Genomic DNA, 20,301 nt, shown 5'->3' on the forward strand with positions numbered 1-20,301 from the left:
GAGGTGTAGGCGGACCGGGATTCGTGCTAGACAAGAGGCATGACACAGCGAGTCCTCGGTGACGCCACCGTGCGCCCGATCGGTTTGGGGTGCATGAACCTCAGCCACGGATATTCCAACTTCCCCTCCCCGCGGGACGGCGCCCACCTGCTCCGCGAGGCCCTCGACGCCGGGATCGACCACCTCGACACGGCGACGCTCTACGGCGGCGGCCGCAACGAGGAGCTCGTCGGCGCGGCCGTGGCCGACCGCTGCCGCGAGTTCTTCCTCGCCAGCAAGTGCGGCCTGGAACTCTCGGGCGGAAAGGCGCGCATCGACGGCCGCCCGCAGACCATCCGCCGGCAGGCCGAGGAGTCCCTGAGCAATCTGCGCACCGACTTCATCGACCTCTACTACCTGCACCGGCTCGACCCGGACGTGCCCATCGAGGACAGCGTCGGCGCGATGTCGGAGCTCGTCCAGGAGGGCATGATCGGCGCGATCGGCCTCTCGGAGGTCTCCGTCGCGACGCTGCGCCGCGCCCACGGGGTCCACCCGATCGCCGCCGTGCAGAACGAGTACTCGCTCTGGACGCGCAATCCCGAGCTCGGCATGCTCGACGCCTGCCGCGAGCTCGGCACGACCTTCGTGGCGTTCAGCCCGCTCGGCCGGGCCTTCCTGACGGGGACCCTCACGGACCCCGCCGCGCTGCCGCCCGGGGACATGCGCCACCACATGCCGCGCTTCTCCGCCGAGAACTACCCCCGCAACCTGGCGCTGCTCGACGGCGTGCGGGCCGTCGCGGACCGCGTCGGCGCCTCGCTCGCGCAGATCGCCCTGGCCTGGGTCGTGGCACAGGGCGAACACGTCGTGGCGATCCCCGGCACCACGAGCCTGGAGCACCTCCGGGAGAACCTCGGCGCCGAGGAAGTCGTCCTGGACGCCGCCACGCTCGCGGAGCTGGACGCCCTCGTCAACCAGGACACAGTCCACGGTCACCGCTACAACGCCGCCCAGCAGGCCACGATCGACTCGGAGGACTTCCCGTCCGCGCAGGACCCGGCCGGTGCCGCCCGGGCCGGCTGACGCGGGCTCGCAGGGCCGGTTGACGTGGACGCGCGCTGGCCGGTTGACGTGGGCTCACCCTGGCCGGCTGACGTGGACGCGCCCTGGCCGGCTGACGTGAGGCCGGCCGGACCGGACCACGTGGCCCCTACCGGCCCGGAGGCCGGCGCGAGGGACCCCGACCTCACGTTCCGCGGACTCCGCGCGTCTACCCGGTGATGGACACCCACCAGCCCTTTGACCACCTCGTGAAGGCCTACGGCCCGATGGTGCTGCGCGTCTGCCGCGCTGTCCTCGGCCCCCACGCCGATGCCGAGGACGCATGGCAGGAGACCTTCCTGTCCGCCCTCCGCGCCTACCCCGGCCTGCCGGCCGACGCCAACGTGGAGGCCTGGCTCGTCACAATCGCGCACCGCAAGGCCATCGACGCCGTCCGCGCGACGGCGCGGCGCCCCGTCCCGGCGGAGGTGCTCCCGGAGCGGCACTCCACGCTCGGGATCGCCACCGATCCGGACGAGGGTCTGTGGAGGGCGCTCGCGGGCCTGCCGCCCAAGCAGCGCGCCGCCGTCGCCTACCACCACGTCGCCGGGTTGCCGCACCGCGAGGTCGCGGACATCCTCGGTGGCACGCCGGAAGCCGCCCGCCGGGCATGTGCCGACGGCGTCGCCAAGCTGCGCGCGGCGCTCTCCTCCAACGCGGCCAACTCGGCCAACGGGTCCACCGTGGTCAGCGGGGCCAGCGCGTCCACCGAACCCACCGAGTCCCCGAAAGGAGCCGCACGATGAACACCGGATCCCGCTCCCACGACGCCGACCGGCAGCCCGATCTCCCCGGGGGGTTTCCATCCGGCCTGCTCCCCGGGCTCGGGGCCGGCCCCGCGGTCCTCGCCGCCCTGGGCGACCGGCTGGCAGCGCGTGCCGAGTCCGAAGGCCTCCTCGACGCCTCCTACCGCACCGTCGATTCCCCGTTCGGCCCGCTGCTGCTCGCGGCGACGGAGCGCGGCCTGGTCCGCGTCGCGTTCGCCGCCGAGGGGCACGAGGCGGTGCTCGGGGACCTCGCGGCCCGGCTGGGTCCGCGGATCCTGGCTGGCGGCACGCGGCTCGACACGGCGGCCCGCCAGCTCGAGGAGTACTTCGCCGGCCGGCGGCGCGGCTTCGAGCTGCCGCTGGACCGCGCGCTCTCGAGCGGCTACCGGCGCGAGGTCCACGAATACCTGCCGCACATCGGCTACGGCAGCACGGCGAGCTACGCGGAGATCGCCCGGGCGACGGGCCGTCCGCGGGCCGTGCGGGCGGTCGGCACGGCGTGCGCCACCAACCCGCTGCCGCTTGTGGTCCCGTGCCACCGCGTCCTGCGCAGCGACGGCACCCTGGGCGGCTACCTCGGCGGCCCCGAGGCAAAGGCCGCGCTGCTGGAGCTCGAGCGGGCGGCCGCGTGAGCGCTGCCGCGCAGTCCGTCCGGCTCGAGCTCGAGCCGGGCCCGGGCGGGCTGGATCCGCTCCACGTGCTCGCGGTGCTGCGCGCCCACGCGGTGCCGGGCGTCGAGCTGGCCTCCGGGACGGACCCGGACGACGCCGGGGCCACCTTCCGCCGCCTCGTCCCCTGTTCCACGGCTTATGTCGAGGCGACGTTGCGCTTCACGCGGGAGCTGGTCCTCGTCGACGCCCGGGGGCCCGGCACCCCGACGGCTGGCGGGGATCCGGACTGGGCGGACGAGCTGGCCTCCCGGATCCGCGCCTGGCTGGACCTCGACGCGGACCTGGGCCCCGTCGTCGGACACTTGCGGCGCGATCCCGCGCTGGCCCCGCTCGTCGCGGCCCGGCCCTCGCTGCGCCGCGTGGGGTTCCTCGATCCCGTCGAAGCGCTCGCGACGACGATCCTGGGCCAGCAGGTCTCGCTCGCCGCGTGCCGGACGTTCTCGGGCCGGCTCGTGCAGGCCTTCGGCCGCGACGGGCCCGGCGGGCTGCGGATCTTCCCGGACGCGGCCGAGCTGGCGGAGACGGACCCCGGGCACTTGCACACCGCCGTCGGCATCACGGGGCAGCGGGCCCTGACCCTGCACGCGGCGATGGCGGCCCTCGCCGCGGCGATGCCGGTAGCGGGCCTGGATCCCCGCGGCGGCCCCGGGTTCCCGCTGGCCCGCGCGGAACTGCTCGGCCTGCGCGGGATCGGCCCGTGGACCGCGGACTACCTGGCCGTGCGGGCCGGCTTCGACCCCGACGCGTTCACGCCCGGGGACCTCGTCCTCCGCCGGGCCCTGGGACGCGTCGATGCGCGCGCGGCCGAGGAGCGCTCGCACGCCTGGAGCCCGTACCGCGCCTACGCGCTGTTCCACTGCTGGGCGGCTCAGCTGCCCGGATAGGCGCCTACTCCGGGAAGATCTGCCCGATCGGCTCGCGCTTCTCGGCCTGGAAGGTGTCCTCCGCGCGGCCGTGGGCCCAGTAGGCGGAGAGCGACATCCGCTGGCGCGGGACCCCGCGCTCGTCCGCGAGGTAGCGGCGCAGGGCCTTGATCATCTCCCGCTCGCCGTGCCCGAAGACCTGGACGTCGCCGTCGAGCCACTGCCCCGCCATGACGGCCGCGGCCAGCCGCGTCGTCTCGGGGCTGAACGTGCCGCCGCGGTGCAGCCAGCGCAGCTCGATGCCCGCCGGGGCGGAGAGCTCGAGCTCGTCGGCGGCAGAGGCCACCTCGAGGTAGGCGATGCCGCGGGCGTCCGGCCCCATGGCCTCGAGCGCGGAGGCGATCGCGGGCAGGGCCGACTCGTCTCCGGCCAACAGGTGCCAACCGGCCGCCGGGTCCGGGGAGTACATCCCACCCGGGCCGTTGAAGCAGAGCTTGTCGCCGGGCTGCGCGGCGGCCGCCCACGGACCGGCGATGCCCTCGTCCCCGTGGACGACGAAGTCGATCTGCAGCGTCCCGGCGTCCGGGTCGACGGAGCGGACGGTGTAGGTGCGGCGCACGGGCATCTGCTCGGGCTCCAGCCGGGAGCGGAGCTCGTCGAGGTCGTACGGGGGCTCGAGGCCGAGCGCGGGATCGGCGAAGAGCAGCTTGACGTACTTGTCCGTGGCGTCCTTGTCCTGGTAGCCGGCGAAGCCCTCGCCGCCGAGGGTCAAGCGCACCATGTGCTCGGAGAGCCGCTCGGTGGCGAGGACCTCGAGGACGGTCTGGGGGCGCTGCGGACGCGGGGCGGGGGAAACGCTCATGCTGAGGACACACTCCTTCGGGCCGGCCGCGGGCCGGCGGTTGCCTTTTGTCCACCCAATCCCACGAATCCCGTCAATGCAAACGCCCCCGCCCCGGACGGCGTCCCGGACGGACTCCAGGCGGCTTGCATCTTGAGAATGATTCTCAATAGACTGGCCGCGTGAGCCTCCATCTCCTCTCCTCCCTCGACTTCCACTGCCGCGACCAGGCGCTCACCCGCCTCCGCGCCGACCACCCCGACGCGGTCGTCGTGGTGCACGACCTGCTCGAAGGCGAACGGGTACTATGCCGCACGGACATCCCCGGGCGCTCGCCCTGGCCGTGGACCCCGCATCCGTCGAGGACCAGCTCTGGGACCGCCACACGCTCTGGGAATCCGGGCTCAGCAGCCTGCCCGCCGACGACCGCACGGCCGGCGAGTTCCTGATCGAGGCGTTCGCGCAGTGCCGCGAGGTGCTCCTCGTCGAGGGCCTCTTCGCCCACCTCCTCGGCGGCGGCTCCGCGGGCTGCCAGTCCGGTGGGGCGGGGTTCGTCCAGGCATGCAGCTCATCGCCGAGATCGCCCCCACGGGCCCGCCTGCTCCACGCCGAACTCGGGCCGGGCACGGAGCCGCCCACGCCTGGCTCCCGGGGACCCTTCGGCACGGTGGAGCTCCGCGCCGGGCGGCCTCTGCAGGCGAACCGCTTCCGCGCGACCCTGCCCCGGATCGCCGAAGGCGTCGCCTGGCTGCGCGGCGACGTCTGGCTCGCCGACTCCCCGACCGCGCGGCTCGGCGTGACCGGGATCGGACCCCGCGTCTGGATGGAGCACCTCGGCACGTGGGGCCGGCGGGCGGCCGGGACCCGGCTCCTGATGACCGGCCCGGACATGGCCGGTGCCGCCGAGGAGGCCGCCGCGGCCCTCGCCGCCTGCGAACTCACCGACGCGGAGCTGTCCCGCGCCGGGACCACCGGGGCGCCGCACGGCGCTCCGTCCGAGAACGGCAGCACGATCCCAGGAGGAACCCCATGAAGGTCCGCAACTCGCTCCGCGCCCTCAAGTAGCAGCCCGGCGCGCAAGTGGTGCGCCGCCGCGGCCGCACGTTCGTCATCAACAAGGCCAATCCGCGGCTCAAGGCGCGCCAGGGCTGACCGTCCCGGTCCGGTGCGGTCCGGTGCGTTGCTTGCCGAAGCGTCGCACCGGGCCGCTAGGATGGAGGCAGCTTCACGAGATGCGGCCACACGCAGGGCTCCGACCCGGCCGCGCACCAACCCCATGCTTCACGGGTGGTTCGGATGACGAAGCGGTCCGGTGCAATACCGCTCCGGGCAAGAGCAACGGAAGGCACACCTTCATGAACGCACCCGACGGCAGCTGTCGCAGCTACCGCGACGGACACGACATCTACCCGCTCCGCCTGGCCCGCGCCCGGAAGGACCCCACCGCGTGGCAACCGGCCCACGTCACGGCGTTCCTTCCCGGTTTCCGGGTGGCCGTGATGACGGCCGGTCTGAAGGTCGCACGCTACACGGCCCATGACGTGGCCGAGATCGTCCGGCTCCTGAACCTGGCCGGCCAACGGCTCGACCACCGCGTGCGCTGGGCTTCCGAGCCGTTCGAGACGCTGTGGTGGCATTGCGCCTGGAACGAGGCGGCCCGGATCCTCGGCGTCCCGGAGGACCCCGGCGTCGGGGCCGGCCGCCGCTACTTCAGCCTCTCCAGCGACGAGCTGGCCCCGTGCGATCTGGAGCACGATCCGGAACTCGGCCTGCGGTTCGTCGAGGTCACGGCGGGCCTGCTGCACAGCGGGGCCTGAGCCGCCCTCAGCGGAACAGCGGCTCTCCAAGGAACCCGGCGAGCGCCTCGCGGTGCTCGGCCGGGATGCGCAGCAGTCGCTGTTCCGCAGTGGAGAAGAACGCCAGGGTCGTGATCGCGCGCACGCAGACGCCGCCGTCGACGGGATCGTGGAACTCGTAGGCGATGTCGAACGAGGCGGGCTTGACCGAGCTGATCCAGACGTCGACCCGGGCCGGGACGTTGCGGTAGTCCAGCGGGGCCACGTAGCGGACCCGGTGCTCGACGACGAGCGTCTGCGTGTCGGCCGGAACGGTGGAGAACAGCTCGACGACGGGCTCGGCGCCGGGCTTGCCCGTCCCGCCCGGCACGCCGAAGGCCGCGATCCGCGCCTCCTCCATCATGCGGACCAGGTTGACGTTGTTGATGTGGCCGTAGGCGTCCATGTCGCCCCACCGCATCGGCACGCCGACGCTCAGGCGGCGCCCGCTCACGGCGTCTTCCGCGGCAGGACGGGCATCGCCGAGGTGGGCGGCCCCGCGACACGTTCGGGTTCCAGCAGCCCCAGCCGCTCGAGGCCCTCGCAGATCCCGGCACCGTCCGGCGCGTACACCCACGGCGTCCCCGGGGTGGAGTCCATGGTGCCCATCGAGCGGCCGCCGGCCAGGACGGCTTCCGACGGCGTGAGCTGGCGGATCGCGATCGCCCGCACCTGCCCGGGGTGGCGGCGGGCGAACTCGGCGTAGATCTCCGGATCGTGCTGTCCGTCGTCGCCGACCAGGAGCCAGCTGATGTGCGGGAACTGGGCAGCCAGGCGGCGCAGCTGGTCCACCTTGTGCTGCTGCCCCGAGCGGAACCAGCGCCCCTCGGTCGGCCCCCAGTCCGTCAGCAGGAGCGCTCCGGCCGGGTAGAGGTTGCGGGAGAGGAAGCGGGTGAGGGTCGGGGCCACGTTCCAGGCGCCCGTCGAGAGGTAGAGCACCGGGGATCCCGGGCGGGTGCGCATGAGCCGCTCCATCATCACGGCCATGCCGGGCGTCGCGACGCGCGCGTGCTCGCTGAGCACAAAGGAGTTCCACGCGGCCAGCAGCGGGCGCGGGAGGGCGGTGACGACGACGGTGTCGTCGATGTCGGAGACGACCCCGAAGTCGATCGAGCGGTCGACGACGAACACGGACACGTCCGCGGGTTCCGAGGACTCGCTGCGCAGGGTCACCGCGTGCCAGCCGGGCGCCAGGTCCACCGTGATCTTGACGTCGAGGACGCCTCCGCGGTCGGCGTCGACGCGGAAGGTCCGCCCGCCGATCTCCGCGACGACCTCGGCGTGCGGGATGGGCGGGGAGATGAAGTTCCTCCAGCCGCGGACGCCGTCGGAGACGACCTTGGACTTGGGCAGGCCGTTCGTGAACGCGCCGGGCCGGGCCAGGACGATACGTGCGAAGACCCGCACCCAGCCGTCGGCCCCGCTGACGCCGTAGCCGCGGAAGGGCAGGACGGTGGCCACGAGTCCGCGGCTCCGGCCGCCTCGCTCGCGGAACGCGTGCCATCCGTCTTCAAGGCGGACCCCCAGGTGGCGGGCGTGCTTCACGGTGTTCGGTGCTGCCATGGCCCCAGTCTTTCACGCACGCGGCCGTGGGGCCGTCACCGCGCGGCGGCGGAAACGGGCACCGAAAACCCCTCGCATTCTTCTACATTCTGTAGAACAATGGGCGGCATGATGTTTGAACACGAGGACGGCCAGCCCGTCATGATCCTGGACACCGAGCAGTGCTGGACGCTGCTGGGACGCACCCACCATGGCCGGATCGCGCTCAGCGTCGCGGGCAACGTGGACATCGTCCCGGTCAACCACGCGGCCCACGAGGGGAAGCTCTACTTCCGCACGGCCCCCGGGAACAAGCTGGCCGGGCTCACCATCAACCCGACGGTCGCGTTCGAGTCGGACGGCATCCTGAGCGACCAGGCCTGGTCCGTCGTCGTCCGCGGCACGGCCCGGGTCCTGGAGACCGAGGCGGAGATCGAGCTCGCCCGCGCCGCCGGCGTCCGCCCCTGGGTCCAGACCCTCAAGGACACGTGGGTGGAGATCACCCCGCGCGAAGTCACGGGCCGCCACTTCCTCCTCGGCAACCAGCCGGAACAGCTCGACGAGTCCTGACCCCGCCCTAGCGGAACGCCGCGTGGCCCGTGAGCCGCTGGCCGAGGATGAGCAGGTGCACTTCGTCGGTGCCCTCGTAGGTGCGCACCGACTCGAGGTTGTTGGCGTGGCGCAGCGGCGAGTGCTCGAGCGTGATCCCGTTGCCGCCGAGGATCGTGCGCGCCTCGCGGGCGATCGCGATGGCCTCGCGGCAGTTGTTGAGCTTGCCGACGCTGATCTGCTGCGGCGAGAGCGTGCCCGCGTCCTTCATGCGCCCCAGATGCAGCGCCAGGAGGAAGCCCTTGTTGATCTCGAGCGCCATGTCCACGAGCTTGGCCTGCGTCAACTGGTAGGCGGCGAGCGGCCGCCCGAACTGCATCCGCCGTTGCGCGTAGTCCAGCGCGGCCTCGAAGCTGTCCCGCGCCGCGCCCATGGCCCCCCAGGCGATCCCGTAGCGGGCCTCGTTCAGGCACGTGAACGGGCCCTTGAGCCCCAGCGCCCCGGGCAGCACCGCGTCGGCGGGCAGGCGCACGTCCTCGAGCTCGATCCCGCACTGCACCGAGGCCCGCATCGAGAGCTTGCCCTCGATCGGGGTGGCCGTGAAGCCCGGGGTCCGGCCGGGAACCAGGAAGCCGCGGATGCCGTCGTCGCTCCGCGCCCAGACGACGGCGACGTCGGCGAGGTTCGCGAGCCCGATCCACCGCTTGGCGCCGTTGAGCACCCAGTCGCCGGAGGCGTCCCGGCGGGCGGTCGTGCGCATCGATCCGGGGTCGGAGCCCGAGTCCGGCTCGGTCAGCGCGAAGCAGCCGATGAGCTCCCCCGCCGCCATGCCCGGCAGCCAGCGCCTCTTCTGCTCCTCGGAGCCGAAGCGGTGGATGGCCGTCATGGCCAGCGAGCCCTGGACGGAGACGAACGTGCGGATCCCGGAGTCCCCGGCCTCGAGCTCGGCGGCCGCGATCCCGTACTCGACCGCGCTGCGGCCCGCGCAGCCGTAGCCCTCCAGGTGCATGCCGAGCAGGCCGCGGCGCCCGAGCTCGGGCACGAGCTCGGCCGGGAAGCGGGCGGAGTCGTACCACGTGCCGATGTGCGGCCGGACGGCCTCGTCCACGAAGCCGCGGACCTCGGCGCGCAGGGCGAGCTCCTCCGGGCCGAGCAGGGCGTCGACGTCGATCAGGTCCGCCGGGCTCGCTCCGTCCGCGCGGGACTCCTGGGCGGGGAACTCGTCGGCGGGGGACTCATTGCTCGGGGCGTCCACTGTGGCCTCCTTGCCGTGGGGGTGCGGTTGCTGCGGCGCGGATCCATCATGGCACGCAGGCCCTACACCGAGCGCCGCAGCGGGACCTCCTTGATGAAGACCACGCAGAGGAACGCGGCGAGGGCCACGGCCGCGGAGATCAGGAAGACGACGGCGGTCGCCTCGCCGAGGGCGCCTGGGCCGCGGGACGCGACCTGCTCCGAGAGGACGGCGCCCAGCACGGCGACCCCGGCGGCGCCGCCGACGGAGCGGAAGAACGCCACGGAAGAGCTCGCCGTGCCGATCTGGGTGACCTTCACGGTGTTCTGCACGGCGAGGACCAGGTTCTGCAGCATCATGCCCATGCCGAGCCCGTTGAGCACCATGCCCGCGGCGAGGTACCAGAACGGCGTGGAGGCGTCCATGAGGCCGAGCATCCCGAGCCCGGCGACGTTGGCGAGGGAGCCGATGACCAGGAAGACCTTCCAGCGCCCAAAGCGGCTGATCAGCTGCCCGGAGACCACGGAGCCGATGAGGTTTCCGAGGATCATCGGCATCGTGTAGACGCCCGCCATGGTCGGGGTGGCGCCGACGGCGAGCTGGAAGTACTGGCCGAGGAACGCGCCCGTGCCGAACATGCCGACGCCGATCGCGATGGAGGCGAGGATGGCCAGGGCGGTGGTGCGCTGGCTGATGATCTTCAGCGGGATCACGGGATCGGGGACCCGCCCTTCGACGAACAGCAGCACGGCGGTGAGCACGAGCGAGCCGCCGACCATCACGGCCGTCTGCCACGAGGCCCACGCGAAGCCGCCCTCCTGGCCGACGAACGAGACCCAGATCAGCAGCGTGGCCACGGCCGCGGTGACGAGGAGCGATCCCGCCCAGTCGATGTAGACCTTCCGCGGCACGTGGACGAGGTGCAGGGTCTTGTGGATCAGCACCATGGACACGAGCGCGAGCGGGATGCCGATCCAGAACGTCCAGCGCCATCCGAGCGGGGTGTCCACGATGAAGCCGCCGAGCAGCGGCCCGCCCGCGGTCGCGACAGCCATGACGGCGCCGAAGTAGCCGGAGTAGCGGCCGCGTTCCCGCGGCGGGATGACGGAGCCGATGACGGCCATGCCCATCGCGGTCAGTCCGCCCATGCCGAGGCCCTGGACGACGCGGGAGGCCATGAGCATGGGGATGTTGAGGGCGAATCCGGCCAGGAGCGAGCCGATGACGAACACGGCGATGCCGATCTGCGTGAGCAGCTTCTTGTCGAAGAGGTCGGCGAGCTTGCCCCAGATCGGCGTGGAGGCCGCGTTGGCGAGCAGCGCCGCGGTGATCGTCCAGGCGAAGTCGGTCTGGGAGCCACCGAGGTCGGCCATGATCGTCGGCAGGGCGATCGAGACGATCGTCGCCGCGAGCATGGCCGCGAAAAAGCTCGCGAGCACGCCCGTGATGGAGCGCAGGACCTCCTGCCTGGTCATCTGCGGCACGTCCGCGACGGGCTCGGGACGGACGACGCCGGGGCCCGGCTCGGGCGCGGAGCCCGGCCGGGGTGGGGCGTCCGGCGCCGGCGGGACGATCGGGGTCGCCGCGGTGATCAGGCCCTGCGTGCCCGCGTCGGGGTGCGGAATCGCCGTGTCGCCGAAGAGACCGCCCGGGCTCCCCGCTTCCCGGGAGGGTTCGGCGCCCGGGGCGGCATCGGCGTCGTTCCCCCGGGACGTGCCGGGGCGGCGGGCGGGGTCCCCACGGAAGTCCTCGGGGCTCATGCCTGCTCCTCCCGGGAGGTCCGCAGCCCGTCGCGCAAGTGCAGGGCGAGGTCGTCGAGCAGGCCCGTCGCGTCGAGGGCGCGCGCCTCGTCCCAGCCGTCAAGGAGGCGCACGAGGACCTCCACGCGGCGGTCGCGGGCCGCCGCGACGGCGTCCCGGCCGGCGTCGCTGAGCCGCAGGAGCTGGGCGCGGGCGTCGTCGGGGTCGGGGCCGCGCAGGACGAGGGCGGAGGACTCGAGCTCGGCGACGTGGCGGCTCAGCGCCGCGGGGCCGATGCCGAGGCCCTTCGCGACGTCGACCGCCCGGGCCGGCTCGGAGCGCTCGATGCGCTCCAGCACGGCGAGCGGGCCGAGCCCCGGCTGGCCGGGGCGCAGGCCCGCATGGCTGACGCACTTGAGCACCTGGTGGAAGGACTGGATGCTCTCCACGAGCTTGAGGGCGGTCTCTGTATTCAGTGCCACGGGGGGGTCCTTGCGCAAGCGGCGCCCCGGGGTCGGCCCGGGACGCGGGGAACGGAGTTTGATTGCCTAGGACAACCATAGGCATGGTTGCTTGCCGCAATCAATGAATGTGTCGAAGATGACGGCCGCGGGAACCCGGCCCGGGCGGCGGTCCCGCCGGGCCCGCGCACCGATAGGCTGGGACCGTGGATCCCAACGAGACCCCCGCCCAGCGCTCCGCCCGACTCCGCTCGATCGCCGAGGACGCCGCGCGCGCGGTCGGCCCGATGCTCCGCGGGGCCTTCCGCTCCGAGCTCGCGATCACCCAGAAGAGCAACCACCACGACCTCGTGACCGTCTACGACAAGGCGTCGGAGGAGGCGATCGCGGAGCATGTGCTCTCCGCCGAGCCGGACAGCCGGATCCTCGGCGAGGAGGGCGGGCACCGCGGGAGGGGCCGCGTGGAGTGGATCGTGGATCCCATCGACGGGACCAGCAACTTCGCCCACGGCGTCGCGTTCTTCTGCGTCTCCATCGCCGCGGCGCTCGACGGCGAGGTCGTCGCCGGCGTCGTCTACGACCCGGTCGCCGAGCTGCTGTTCAGCGCGGATTCGGGCGGGGCCTACCTCAACGGCGGGGTCTTGCGCCCCGCCGCGCACGCCGAGGAGTCCCGTGCCTCGATCATGACCGACTACCCCTCCGCCGAGGCGCTCGCCCTCGACGGGCCCGCCGGCCTCGAGGCCTTCGCCGAGCTCGTCGGCACCTACGCCACCCTGCGTCGCAAGGTCAGCGGAGCCCTGATGCTCGCCCACGTCGCGGCCGGCTGGGCGGACATCACCCTGGGCTTCGACACGAACCCGTGGGACGTCGCGGCGGGCGCGTTCCTGGTCCGCCAGTCCGGCGGCAGCTACCTGCCGTTCCGGTACGACGACGAATCACGCCCCGCGCACGAGGCCCCCACCTACCTCGCGGTGGGCCCGGGAGGCAACGCCGCGACCGCCTTGTCCGTCGTCGAACGGCTCATGGCCTCCCGCCGCGCGGCCGGCCACCGCAAGGGGTAGGCGGCGCACCCGGGCCCCGTCCGGCGTCGTCCTCCCCCTCCCGGGGCCGCCCTAGACGGCCGCCGGCACGGACCGTAGGCTCGCGCTATGCCGGTACTGCTGCGCACCATCGAGACCGCCGTCCCCTCCACCGTGCTGCACCAGGACCTGGCCCGGGACGTGTTCGCCGCGCAGCCGGGGCTGACCCGGCTCGGCCAGCGGCTCGTGGCGACGTCCTTCGACTCGGCCGACATCCGCACGCGCCACACCGTCATCGGCGAGCTGACCACCGAAGCCCGCGCCGGGTCCCCGCTGTTCTACGACCCTGAGACCGGGAACCTGCTCAGCCCCTCCACCAAGGTCCGCAACGCCGTCTTCGCCGAGGAGGCGTCCGCGCTGTTCCTCGAATCCGGCCGGCGCGCGCTCGAGGCCTGCCCGGACCTGGGGCCGGAGGACGTCACGCACGTCGTCACGGTCTCCTGCACGGGCTTCTACAACCCCGGGCCGGACTACCAGCTGGTCCGCGGGCTGGGGCTGGCCCCGTCCGTGCAGCGCTACCACCTGGGGTTCATGGGCTGCTACGCCGCGTTCCCGGGGCTGCGGGCCGCGAAGCTGTTCTGCGAGGCGGACCCCGACGCGGTGGTGCTCGTGGTGTGCGCCGAGCTGTGCTCGCTGCACGTGCGGACCTCCAACAACCCGGACACCATCATGGGCTCGGCGCTCTTCGCGGACGGAGCGGCGGCCGCAGTCGTCACGGCGCGCCCGCCCGGGCCGGAAGCCACGACGCCGGCGTTCAGCCTGGACCACTTCGAGACCGTGCTGACGCCCGTCGGCGAGGACTCGATGGCGTGGAACATCGGCGACGAGGGCTTCGAGATGGTCCTGGGGACCTATGTGCCGCACATCATCGACGACCACATCGTCGGCGCGCTCGAACCCCTCCTGGCCCGCGACCCCTCGCTCGCCGGGCGCGCCTACGCGGAGATCGAGCACTGGGGCATCCACCCCGGCGGCCGGGCCATCCTGGACCGCGTGCAACACCGCTTGGAGCTGGACGACGGGCAGCTGGTCCCCGCGCGGACCGTGCTGCGCGACTACGGCAACATGTCCAGCTCCACCGTGTTGTTCGTGCTCAAGGAGATCCTGGATTCGGGGGCGCCGGGGCGCGTGTGCTCCATGGCCTTCGGCCCGGGGCTGACCGTGGAGACCTCCCTCATGACACTGCTGCCCGGCCGCTGACGTGGGGCTGCGGGACCGGGCCGTCGACGCGGTCGAGGAGATGGACCGGCCCGGGTGCGACCCCGCGCGGCTCGCCGCGACCTACGCCCGCTTCCCCTACGTCAACCGTGCCCTCGCCGGCTGGGCCGCGGTCTACCGCGGGCTGCTGCGGCCGGCGCTGCCGCTCACTGGCGCCGCCGAGCTGCTCGACGTCGGCTGCGGCGGCGGGGACGTCGCGGCACACCTGCACCGCCTCGCGGCGAGGGACGGGATCCGCCTGCGGGTCACCGGGATCGACCCGGACGCGCGGGCGCAGGCGTTCGCCCAGGGAGCAGGGTACGACGCCGGGGTCCGCTTCGAGCGGGCCACGAGTGCCGCCGTGGCCGCCTCGGGCCGGCGGTTCCACGCCGTCGTGTCCAACCACGTGCTGCACCACCTCGACGAGGAGGCGTTCGCCGGCCTGCTCGCCGATTCGGAACGGCTCCTGGCCCCCGGCGGGATCGCCGTTCACAACGACATCCGGCGCTCCCGCGCCGCCTACGCGCTGTTCTGGGCGGCCGCCGCGCCGCTCGCCCCGGGCTCCTTCATCCGGTGCGACGGCCTGACCTCGATCCGCCGCAGCTACACCCTGGCCGAGCTGGAGGCCGCGACGCCTCCCGCGTGGGAAGCGGTGGCCCGGCCGCCGTTCCGTAACCTGTTGATCCACCGGGCCGGGCCGTCAACGGGGGCCGGGCCGTCAACAGGGGCGGGGCTGTGAACGGGGGCCGGGCCGTGAACGGGGGCGGGGTCGAGGAGGTCGACGTCGTGGTGGCCGGTGCCGGGCCGTCGGGGCTGGCCCTCGCGGTGCTCCTGGTCCAGGCCGGGTGGAGGGTACGGGTCTTCGAACCGGAAGCCGCTCCCCCGGCGGATTCGCGCGCGATCGGCCTCCACCCTCCCGGGCTCGCCGTCCTGGCGCGGGCCGGCGTCGCGGAGGCGGCGATCGCGGCGGGGCTGCGGATCCGGCGCGGCACCGGCGTCCTGGCCGGGCTGCCGATCCGGTCCGGCGGCATCGGTAGCGGTGGGTCGACGGCCCCCTGTGGCACCACACCCCGGGAGCAGCGTCTGGAGATCGCGAGCCGGCCCCTGGCCATGATGGACTTTGCGCGGATCGGCGGGCCATACCCCTGGGTGCTGTCGCTCCCCCAGTCCACGACCATCAGGCTGCTCGAAGAGCGCCTCCATGCGTTGGACCACACCGCCCTGCGCCGTGGCCACCGGGTCGTCGAGGCCGCCGCCCATCCGCCCCGCCCGTCATCGGCTTCTGGACGAATCCGTGTCCCATGGACACGGATTCGTCCAGAAAGTGATGATCGCCCGAGTGGAGCCGGCGCATCCAGCGGGCGTGCTGCGCCCAACAGCGGCGGGTTGACCAACGGTAGGGCGAACGGCGACGGGGCGGGCTGCGGCGTTGAGGTGACCACGACGCCCACCGGGGGCGGCCCGGCCTCGACCGTCCGGGCCCGCTTCCTCGTGGGCGCCGATGGCATCCGCTCCACCGTGCGCGGCTTGGCGGGAATCGGCCACCACCGCCGCCGCTATCCGGACCGCTACCTCATGGGCGACTTCGCGGACTCCAGCGGGCTCGGCGACGAGGCCGTCTTGTTCCTGCACCCGGAGGGCATCGTCGAGTCGTTCCCGCTGCCGGGCGAGGCGCGCCGCTGGGTCGTGCGGCTGTCGGGCGGCGGGACGGCGGCCGACAGCCCGGTGGCTTCCGGCGGTGGGAACGACGCCACCGGCCGGGTGGATTCCGGAAGCGGGACCGCCACCACTGGCCGGGTGGCTTCCGGACGCGGGGAGGCCTCGAGCGGAGGACCTCGGGCCGACATCCCGCCGGCCCCTGACCGTCGGACGCTCCCCGAGGCGCGGGCGGCGCTGCTCGCCGGGATCGTCTCGGCACGGACGGGCCACGCCCCGGAACCGCTGACCGCCGGGATGACGAGCGCGTTCGGCACGTGGCGCGGCACGGCGGACACGATGGTCCGCGGCCCGTTCATCCTCATCGGGGACGCGGCGCACGAGGTCAGCCCGATCGGCGGCCAGGGCATGACGCTCGGGCTGCTCGACGCGGCCGAGCTCGCCGACCTCCTGGGCGGACTTGTGGCGGGGCTCCGGCCGGACGCGCCCTCCCCGGCCCGCGACGGGTCCGCGGTGACGACGGATCCGGAGCGCGGATTGCGGCCGGAACCAGGAGACACGGCAACCGAGCCACCTCAAGGCGACGAAGCCGCTCGCTTCGCCCACTTCTCACGGCGCCGCCTCGCCGCGGCCGCACGGGCGGGCCGGCAGGCGCACGTGAACATGGTGCTCGGACGGCCGCTGCCCCGCCCGCTCTCCCGCGTCGCGGCACGCGCGCTCGGCGCGGCGCTCTCCGTGCCGGTGCTTAAGCGGGCGGCCGCCCGCCAGTTCACGATGAACTGGTGAGCGGCCGCCGAGGTGTGCGCGGGTCGGGCCCGGGTCAGCCGCCCAGGACCGAGCAGGTGGCCTCGGCGCCCTCGCCCTCGACGGTGGACTCGGACACCACTGCGCCGTCGGCGTCGCGGATGACGCAACCGACGCTGCCGGTCTCGCCCGGTGCGTTCATGACGAAGACGCTGCCCAGGATCGTGCTGGCTTCGACCTGCTCGGAGAAGGTCTCTCCCGGGGCAAGCAGTCCGTCGTGGACGTCCTCGATGCTCGTGCCGATGTAGCCGTAGCTGGCGGAGCCCTCCGAGGTGGCCTCGAAGGTGTAGCTGGCGCTGTCGCCGCCCGTGGTCAGGACGGAGGCCGCGAAGAACGAGACCACGGCCCAGACGATCGCCATGATGAGCGCCAGGACACCCGTGATGATGCCCGTGATGGAGAAGCCCTTCTTGGGGCGCTTCTTCACGAGGCCGACGATGCCCAGCACCACGGCGAGCGGGCCGAGGACGAACGAGATCATGCCGAAGATCGGGATGAAGGACAGGACCAGGGCGACGATGCCGATGACCAGCGCGGCGATGGTCAATCCCGTCGCCTTCGCCGGCTGCTGCTGCTCCCAGTTCGGGTACTGCCCCGGCTGTGCGTACTGGCCCTGCTGCTGGAACTGGCCCTGCTGTCCGGGCGCCTCGTAGGGGCCCTGGCCGGCCGCGGCCTGGCCCTGGCCCGGGTACTGCGGGACGTTGGGATCTGACATTGGTTTCCCCCTAGAGAAGCCGCGCACCGGTGCGCACGGCGAGACGAATGACGTGGAAGCCCCAGTCTAGGCAGAGAACCACCGCTGATCATGCATTCACTCGATGAAAACGCCGCCTGTCAGATGCCGCCCCAGCCGCCCTTCAGTCCCCGGAGGCCGCCGCCCGGCCCGCGGCGCGGCCGCTGAAGAGGCAACCGCCGAGGAACGTCCCCTCGAGGGCGCGGTAGCCGTGGATCCCACCGCCGCCGAAGCCGGCCGCCTCGCCCGCCGCGTACAACCCGGGAACCGTCGCGCCGCCTGGCGCGAGGACGCGGGAACGCAGGTCCGTCCCGAGGCCGCCGAGGCTCTTGCGCGTGAGGATGTTCAGCCGCACCGCGATGAGTGGTCCGGCCGCCGGGTCCAGGATGCGGTGGGGCGCCACGGTCCGCACGAGCTTGTCGCCGAGGTATCCGCGCGCGGCCCGCACCGCCGCCAGCTGCCCGTCCTTGCCGAAGCCGTTGCCGGCCTCCCGGTCGCGGGCCGTGATCTGCTCCTTGATCCGGGCCGGATCGAGCAGCGTGTTCCCGGCGAGCGCGTTCATGCGGGCGACGAGTTCCTCCACCGTGTCCGCCTGCACGAAGTCCTCGCCGTGGTCCAGGAACGCCTGCACCGGTCCGGGCACGTCGACCCGGGCGCGGCGCAGGACGGCCCGCACGTCCTTGCCGGTGAGATCCGGGTTCTGCTCGGACCCGGACAGGGCGAACTCCTTGCCGATGATCCTCCGGTTCAGCACGAACCAGGAGTACCCGTGCCCGCCCCGCATCAGGTGCTCGAGCGTGCCGAGCGTGTCGAATCCGGGCCACAGCGGAGCGGGCAGCCGCTCCCCCGCGGCGTCGAACCACATCGAGCTCGGCCCGGGCAGGATCCGGATCCCGTGGTCCTTCCAGACGGGGTCCCAGTTCGCGAGGCCCTCCGTGTAGTGCCACATCCTGTCGCCGTTGATGATCCGTCCGCCGGCCTCCACCGCGATGTCCAGTCCCCGTCCGTCGACGTGCGCGGGAACTCCCGCGACCATGCGTTCCGGCGGCGTCCCGAGACGCCCGGGCCAGGCGGCGCGCACCTTCTCCAGGTCGCCTCCGATCCCGCCCGTCGCGATGACGACGCCGGATGCCCGGTACTCGAATTCCCCCACCGGGGTGCGGCTGCTCGGGGCGCCGCGCCCCGCCGTCGTACCCTCCAGGACCGCGCCCCTGACGCCGACGACGGCGCCATCCTGCAGCACGAGGGCGTCGAGGCGGTGCCGCCAGCGCACGGTGAGCCGCCCGTCGGCGACGGCCTGCAGGGCCTTGTTCGCGAACGGCTCGACGATCCCGGGGCCCGTGCCCCACGTGATGTGGAAGCGCGGGACCGAGTTGCCGGGGCCGTCCGCGCCGTGGCCACCCCGCTCCGCCCAGCCGACGACGGGGAAGAAGCGCACGCCGAGGCCGTGCAGCCACTCCCGCTTCGGGCCGGCGGCCCAGTGGACATAGGCGGTGGCCCACTCGCGCGGCCAATGGTCCTCTGGCCGGTCGAAGCCGGCCGTGCCGAACCAGTCCTGCAGTGCGAGGTCCACGGAGTCCTTCACGCGCAGGCGCCGCTGCTCGGGACTGTCGACGAGGAACAGCCCGCCGAAGCTCCACCAGGCCTGGCCGCCGAGGTTCTGCCGGCCCTCCTGGTCGATCAGCAGGACGCGGCGGCCCGCGTCGGCGGCCTCGGTGGCGGCGACCAGGCCCGCCAGCCCGGCGCCGACGACGATCACGTCGAAGGAGGTCTCTGCGCGGGAGGGGTCATCGGGGGAGGTGTCATGGCGGGAGGTGTCCATGGCGCCATGCTACGCCGTGGTGATCCGGGCCACGCCGGGCGAGCGGCGGTGGCCTGCGGACGTCAACGGCGCGAGCCGGGTCGGCGACGGGCACGGCGACGGCAGGGCAGGTTCGTCAACGCCGGGCTTCACCGCCGAGGCCTCAACCCGTCAGACGACGACCGCGGATCAACGGCGCCACATGCGATCCGATCCGCTCGCGGAGTTCGGGCTGCCCCAGTTGCTCCCACCAGACATTGAGGACGGAGACCCCGGCCTCCCTGAGGCGCGCCTCACGCTTGCGTTCCTGCAGCAGCTTGTCCCCCGTTGGCTTCTCCATGAAGTACTTGCCGTTGCCGTGGACCTCCAGCCCGAGGCCGGCTTCGGGCCATGCGAAGTCCAGGCGATACCGTTGGCCGGCAACGATCACCTGGTGTTGGAGGACGGGCGGCGGGTAACCCCAGGAGTGCAGCATCATGCGCAGGCGGCCCTCGGCCACCGACTCCGACGCGGCATCGGCCAGCGAGAGACGCTCCCGGGCCCGGACGGCACCGCGACGGCCCCGCGCCGATTCGAGATGTCCAGCGATGTCGTCCAGCGCGACGCCGGCCCTCAGCGCGGAGTCGGCCAGGACCACCGCGCTCGTTGTGTCCAGCAGCCGCAGCGCGTCGGCCGTCGTGCGTGCCGCGGAGGTGAGCTGAAGCCCCGACACCGTCCGGATAAAAGCCGGGTCCACGTCCATCTGATGCCTGACGAGGCCCCTTCCCTTGCCCTGGGCCACGGCGCGGCCGGATTGCGCGACGTGGATCTCGTTCCCTGCGCCCCAGACGTCGAGACCCCACAACCTCGCCGCCGACGCGAGGACGAACACACATCGACCGCGGGAGGCCATGGCGTGCGCGTGGATCGCCACGAGGTCCCTGTCCCACGCGGCCAATTCCGACGCCACCGCTCCGGGGAGGTAGATGCCCGAGCGGACCCGCACCAGGCCGCCTTGAGCGAGGCTGTCGCGCAGTTCGTCCTGGCTCATCCCGCCGATCCTGAGCTGCCTCCACGTCGTCAACCGGTTGACCGCGTCGTCGACAGGCGATGGGCGGTCGACTGGTGGGCTGGCGTTGGCGGTCGACGACTGGCGGCTCTCGGAAGTCATGCCGCCACCGTTTCAGCCCCAGACGTGGGCGACATCGGGTCGAGCGGGTCGTGTGGACAGTTGGGGCCAACGGATCAATGCAGCGGTTCTGTGGAGGCCAGATCGGCCACACACGAACCCACCACCACCAGTCGGCCCGGCACGAACATGGACGCTTTCGCTGGGGCATGACAATTTATCGTCATGCCCCAGTGAAAGCGTCCATGTTCGGTAGGCGAACGGCGGGCGTGCGCGCTGGCGATGTGCTGGCCGGACCATCGGGCTGCGTCCACCACGGCGCGGGCCGGTTGCACAGT

20 protein-coding genes, 1 pseudogene and 1 riboswitch are annotated in these 20,301 nt (G+C 73.0%); of the genes and pseudogenes, 12 read left to right on the forward strand and 9 right to left on the reverse strand.

Annotated elements, in window-relative coordinates; genetic code table 11:
• Positions 1 to 39: 39 nt before the first annotated feature.
• The 4 genes from ACQ3I4_RS14970 (at position 40) to ACQ3I4_RS14985 (ending at position 3,405) form a co-directional block, all read left to right on the forward strand.
• A complete protein-coding gene (locus ACQ3I4_RS14970) occupies positions 40 to 1,065 on the forward strand; it encodes an aldo/keto reductase (protein ID WP_430633835.1) in 1,026 nt (341 codons plus the stop codon).
• A 197-nt stretch (positions 1,066 to 1,262) separates the two neighbouring features.
• Positions 1,263 to 1,829, forward strand: coding sequence for an RNA polymerase sigma factor (locus ACQ3I4_RS14975; RefSeq protein ID WP_430633836.1), 567 nt, complete (start codon positions 1,263 to 1,265; stop codon positions 1,827 to 1,829).
• Positions 1,826 to 2,482: a methylated-DNA--[protein]-cysteine S-methyltransferase gene (locus tag ACQ3I4_RS14980; RefSeq protein WP_430633837.1), complete on the forward strand. Its 657-nt coding sequence runs from the start codon at positions 1,826 to 1,828 to the stop codon at positions 2,480 to 2,482. The genes ACQ3I4_RS14975 and ACQ3I4_RS14980 overlap by 4 nt, the downstream gene beginning before the upstream one ends.
• Positions 2,479 to 3,405 carry a DNA-3-methyladenine glycosylase 2 gene (locus tag ACQ3I4_RS14985; RefSeq protein ID WP_430633838.1) on the forward strand — a complete coding sequence of 309 codons (927 nt, stop codon included), beginning with the start codon at positions 2,479 to 2,481 and terminating at the stop codon, positions 3,403 to 3,405. The genes ACQ3I4_RS14980 and ACQ3I4_RS14985 overlap by 4 nt, the downstream gene beginning before the upstream one ends.
• 4 nt (positions 3,406 to 3,409) lie before the next feature.
• On the opposite strand, the gene ACQ3I4_RS14990 is transcribed toward ACQ3I4_RS14985, so the two are convergent.
• Entirely contained in the window at positions 3,410 to 4,246 is an 837-nt protein-coding gene (locus ACQ3I4_RS14990) for a siderophore-interacting protein (RefSeq protein ID WP_430633839.1), read from the reverse strand.
• 286 nt (positions 4,247 to 4,532) lie between these two features.
• Between ACQ3I4_RS14990 and ACQ3I4_RS14995 the strand changes: the two genes are divergently transcribed.
• From ACQ3I4_RS14995 to ACQ3I4_RS15005, 3 genes and pseudogenes are all read left to right on the forward strand, one after another.
• On the forward strand, positions 4,533 to 5,258 hold the full coding sequence (locus tag ACQ3I4_RS14995) for a GTP-binding protein (RefSeq protein ID WP_430633840.1): 726 nt from the start codon (positions 4,533 to 4,535) through the stop codon (positions 5,256 to 5,258).
• Positions 5,255 to 5,377 (forward strand): annotated as a pseudogene (gene ykgO / locus ACQ3I4_RS15000) (type B 50S ribosomal protein L36). The gene ACQ3I4_RS14995 and the pseudogene ykgO overlap by 4 nt, the downstream one beginning before the upstream one ends.
• A 71-nt stretch (positions 5,378 to 5,448) precedes the next feature.
• Positions 5,449 to 5,567, forward strand: a riboswitch (SAM riboswitch).
• 13 nt (positions 5,568 to 5,580) lie between these two features.
• The gene (locus tag ACQ3I4_RS15005) at positions 5,581 to 6,042 is read left to right on the forward strand and encodes a hypothetical protein (protein ID WP_430633841.1); all 462 of its coding nucleotides are present in this window, start codon (positions 5,581 to 5,583) and stop codon (positions 6,040 to 6,042) included.
• Positions 6,043 to 6,049: 7 nt separating this feature from the next.
• On the opposite strand, the gene ACQ3I4_RS15010 is transcribed toward ACQ3I4_RS15005, so the two are convergent.
• Positions 6,050 to 6,514 (reverse strand): acyl-CoA thioesterase, encoded by a 465-nt coding sequence (locus tag ACQ3I4_RS15010; protein WP_329863223.1) that lies wholly within the window; start codon positions 6,512 to 6,514, stop codon positions 6,050 to 6,052.
• Positions 6,511 to 7,623 carry an App1 family protein gene (locus tag ACQ3I4_RS15015; RefSeq protein ID WP_430633842.1) on the reverse strand — a complete coding sequence of 371 codons (1,113 nt, stop codon included), beginning with the start codon at positions 7,621 to 7,623 and terminating at the stop codon, positions 6,511 to 6,513. Before ACQ3I4_RS15015 ends, ACQ3I4_RS15010 begins: the two co-directional genes overlap by 4 nt.
• Positions 7,624 to 7,731: 108 nt before the next feature.
• On the opposite strand from ACQ3I4_RS15015, the gene ACQ3I4_RS15020 reads away from it, so the two are divergent.
• Positions 7,732 to 8,172: a pyridoxamine 5'-phosphate oxidase family protein gene (locus ACQ3I4_RS15020; protein ID WP_329863220.1), complete on the forward strand. Its 441-nt coding sequence runs from the start codon at positions 7,732 to 7,734 to the stop codon at positions 8,170 to 8,172.
• A gap of 7 nt (positions 8,173 to 8,179) precedes the next feature.
• Here the strand turns inward: ACQ3I4_RS15020 and ACQ3I4_RS15025 are convergent, their stop codons facing one another.
• The 3 genes from ACQ3I4_RS15025 to ACQ3I4_RS15035 form a co-directional block, all read right to left on the reverse strand.
• Entirely contained in the window at positions 8,180 to 9,325 is a 1,146-nt protein-coding gene (locus ACQ3I4_RS15025) for an acyl-CoA dehydrogenase family protein (protein ID WP_329863273.1), read from the reverse strand.
• 143 nt (positions 9,326 to 9,468) lie between these two features.
• Positions 9,469 to 11,145, reverse strand: coding sequence for an MDR family MFS transporter (locus tag ACQ3I4_RS15030; RefSeq protein ID WP_430633843.1), 1,677 nt, complete (start codon positions 11,143 to 11,145; stop codon positions 9,469 to 9,471).
• A complete protein-coding gene (locus ACQ3I4_RS15035) occupies positions 11,142 to 11,606 on the reverse strand; it encodes a MarR family winged helix-turn-helix transcriptional regulator (protein WP_329863219.1) in 465 nt (154 codons plus the stop codon). The genes ACQ3I4_RS15030 and ACQ3I4_RS15035 overlap by 4 nt, the downstream gene beginning before the upstream one ends.
• Before the next feature lie 185 nt (positions 11,607 to 11,791).
• Between ACQ3I4_RS15035 and ACQ3I4_RS15040 the strand changes: the two genes are divergently transcribed.
• The 4 genes from ACQ3I4_RS15040 to ACQ3I4_RS15055 all read left to right on the forward strand — a co-directional run bounded on the left by ACQ3I4_RS15040 (position 11,792) and on the right by ACQ3I4_RS15055 (position 16,303).
• Entirely contained in the window at positions 11,792 to 12,646 is an 855-nt protein-coding gene (locus ACQ3I4_RS15040) for an inositol monophosphatase family protein (RefSeq protein WP_329863217.1), read from the forward strand.
• Between the two features lie 87 nt (positions 12,647 to 12,733).
• A complete protein-coding gene (locus ACQ3I4_RS15045; RefSeq protein ID WP_329863216.1) occupies positions 12,734 to 13,864 on the forward strand; it encodes a type III polyketide synthase in 1,131 nt (376 codons plus the stop codon).
• A 1-nt stretch (position 13,865) separates the two neighbouring features.
• Entirely contained in the window at positions 13,866 to 14,600 is a 735-nt protein-coding gene (locus tag ACQ3I4_RS15050) for a methyltransferase domain-containing protein (RefSeq protein ID WP_329863214.1), read from the forward strand.
• Positions 14,597 to 16,303, forward strand: a complete 1,707-nt coding sequence (locus ACQ3I4_RS15055; RefSeq protein ID WP_430633844.1) for an FAD-dependent oxidoreductase — start codon at positions 14,597 to 14,599, stop codon at positions 16,301 to 16,303. Before ACQ3I4_RS15050 ends, ACQ3I4_RS15055 begins: the two co-directional genes overlap by 4 nt.
• A 34-nt stretch (positions 16,304 to 16,337) precedes the next feature.
• Here ACQ3I4_RS15055 and ACQ3I4_RS15060 read toward each other — a convergent pair whose 3' ends face one another.
• The 3 genes from ACQ3I4_RS15060 to ACQ3I4_RS15070 all read right to left on the reverse strand — a co-directional run bounded on the left by ACQ3I4_RS15060 (position 16,338) and on the right by ACQ3I4_RS15070 (position 20,005).
• Complete coding sequence (locus tag ACQ3I4_RS15060) at positions 16,338 to 17,036, reverse strand: DUF4190 domain-containing protein (RefSeq protein WP_329863210.1); 699 nt, start codon at positions 17,034 to 17,036, stop codon at positions 16,338 to 16,340.
• Positions 17,037 to 17,178: 142 nt separating this feature from the next.
• Positions 17,179 to 18,876, reverse strand: a complete 1,698-nt coding sequence (locus ACQ3I4_RS15065; RefSeq protein ID WP_430633845.1) for an FAD-binding dehydrogenase — start codon at positions 18,874 to 18,876, stop codon at positions 17,179 to 17,181.
• A 142-nt stretch (positions 18,877 to 19,018) separates the two neighbouring features.
• The gene (locus tag ACQ3I4_RS15070; protein ID WP_430633846.1) at positions 19,019 to 20,005 is read right to left on the reverse strand and encodes a hypothetical protein; all 987 of its coding nucleotides are present in this window, start codon (positions 20,003 to 20,005) and stop codon (positions 19,019 to 19,021) included.
• Positions 20,006 to 20,301 lie beyond the last annotated feature (296 nt).

It is taken from the genome of Zafaria sp. Z1313, from assembly GCF_050563205.1.
Classification (GTDB): Bacteria; Actinomycetota; Actinomycetes; order Actinomycetales; family Micrococcaceae; genus JAZDCJ01.

Bases quoted from the DNA above. Each gene is read 5' to 3' on its own strand.
- ACQ3I4_RS15070 (WP_430633846.1), bottom strand. From the start codon at position 20,005: ATGACTTCCGAGAGCCGCCAGTCGTCGACCGCCAACGCCAGCCCACCA.
- ACQ3I4_RS14970 (WP_430633835.1), top strand. From the start codon at position 40: ATGACACAGCGAGTCCTCGGTGACGCCACCGTGCGCCCGATCGGTTTG.
- ACQ3I4_RS15015 (WP_430633842.1), bottom strand. From the start codon at position 7,623: ATGGCAGCACCGAACACCGTGAAGCACGCCCGCCACCTGGGGGTCCGC.
- ACQ3I4_RS15020 (WP_329863220.1), top strand. From the start codon at position 7,732: ATGATGTTTGAACACGAGGACGGCCAGCCCGTCATGATCCTGGACACC.
- ACQ3I4_RS15005 (WP_430633841.1), top strand. From the start codon at position 5,581: ATGAACGCACCCGACGGCAGCTGTCGCAGCTACCGCGACGGACACGAC.
- ACQ3I4_RS15060 (WP_329863210.1), bottom strand. From the start codon at position 17,036: ATGTCAGATCCCAACGTCCCGCAGTACCCGGGCCAGGGCCAGGCCGCG.
- ACQ3I4_RS14995 (WP_430633840.1), top strand. From the start codon at position 4,533: ATGCCGCACGGACATCCCCGGGCGCTCGCCCTGGCCGTGGACCCCGCA.
- ACQ3I4_RS15030 (WP_430633843.1), bottom strand. From the start codon at position 11,145: ATGAGCCCCGAGGACTTCCGTGGGGACCCCGCCCGCCGCCCCGGCACG.
- ACQ3I4_RS14990 (WP_430633839.1), bottom strand. From the start codon at position 4,246: ATGAGCGTTTCCCCCGCCCCGCGTCCGCAGCGCCCCCAGACCGTCCTC.
- ACQ3I4_RS15065 (WP_430633845.1), bottom strand. From the start codon at position 18,876: ATGGACACCTCCCGCCATGACACCTCCCCCGATGACCCCTCCCGCGCA.
- ACQ3I4_RS15045 (WP_329863216.1), top strand. From the start codon at position 12,734: ATGCCGGTACTGCTGCGCACCATCGAGACCGCCGTCCCCTCCACCGTG.
- ACQ3I4_RS14975 (WP_430633836.1), top strand. From the start codon at position 1,263: ATGGACACCCACCAGCCCTTTGACCACCTCGTGAAGGCCTACGGCCCG.
- ACQ3I4_RS14980 (WP_430633837.1), top strand. From the start codon at position 1,826: ATGAACACCGGATCCCGCTCCCACGACGCCGACCGGCAGCCCGATCTC.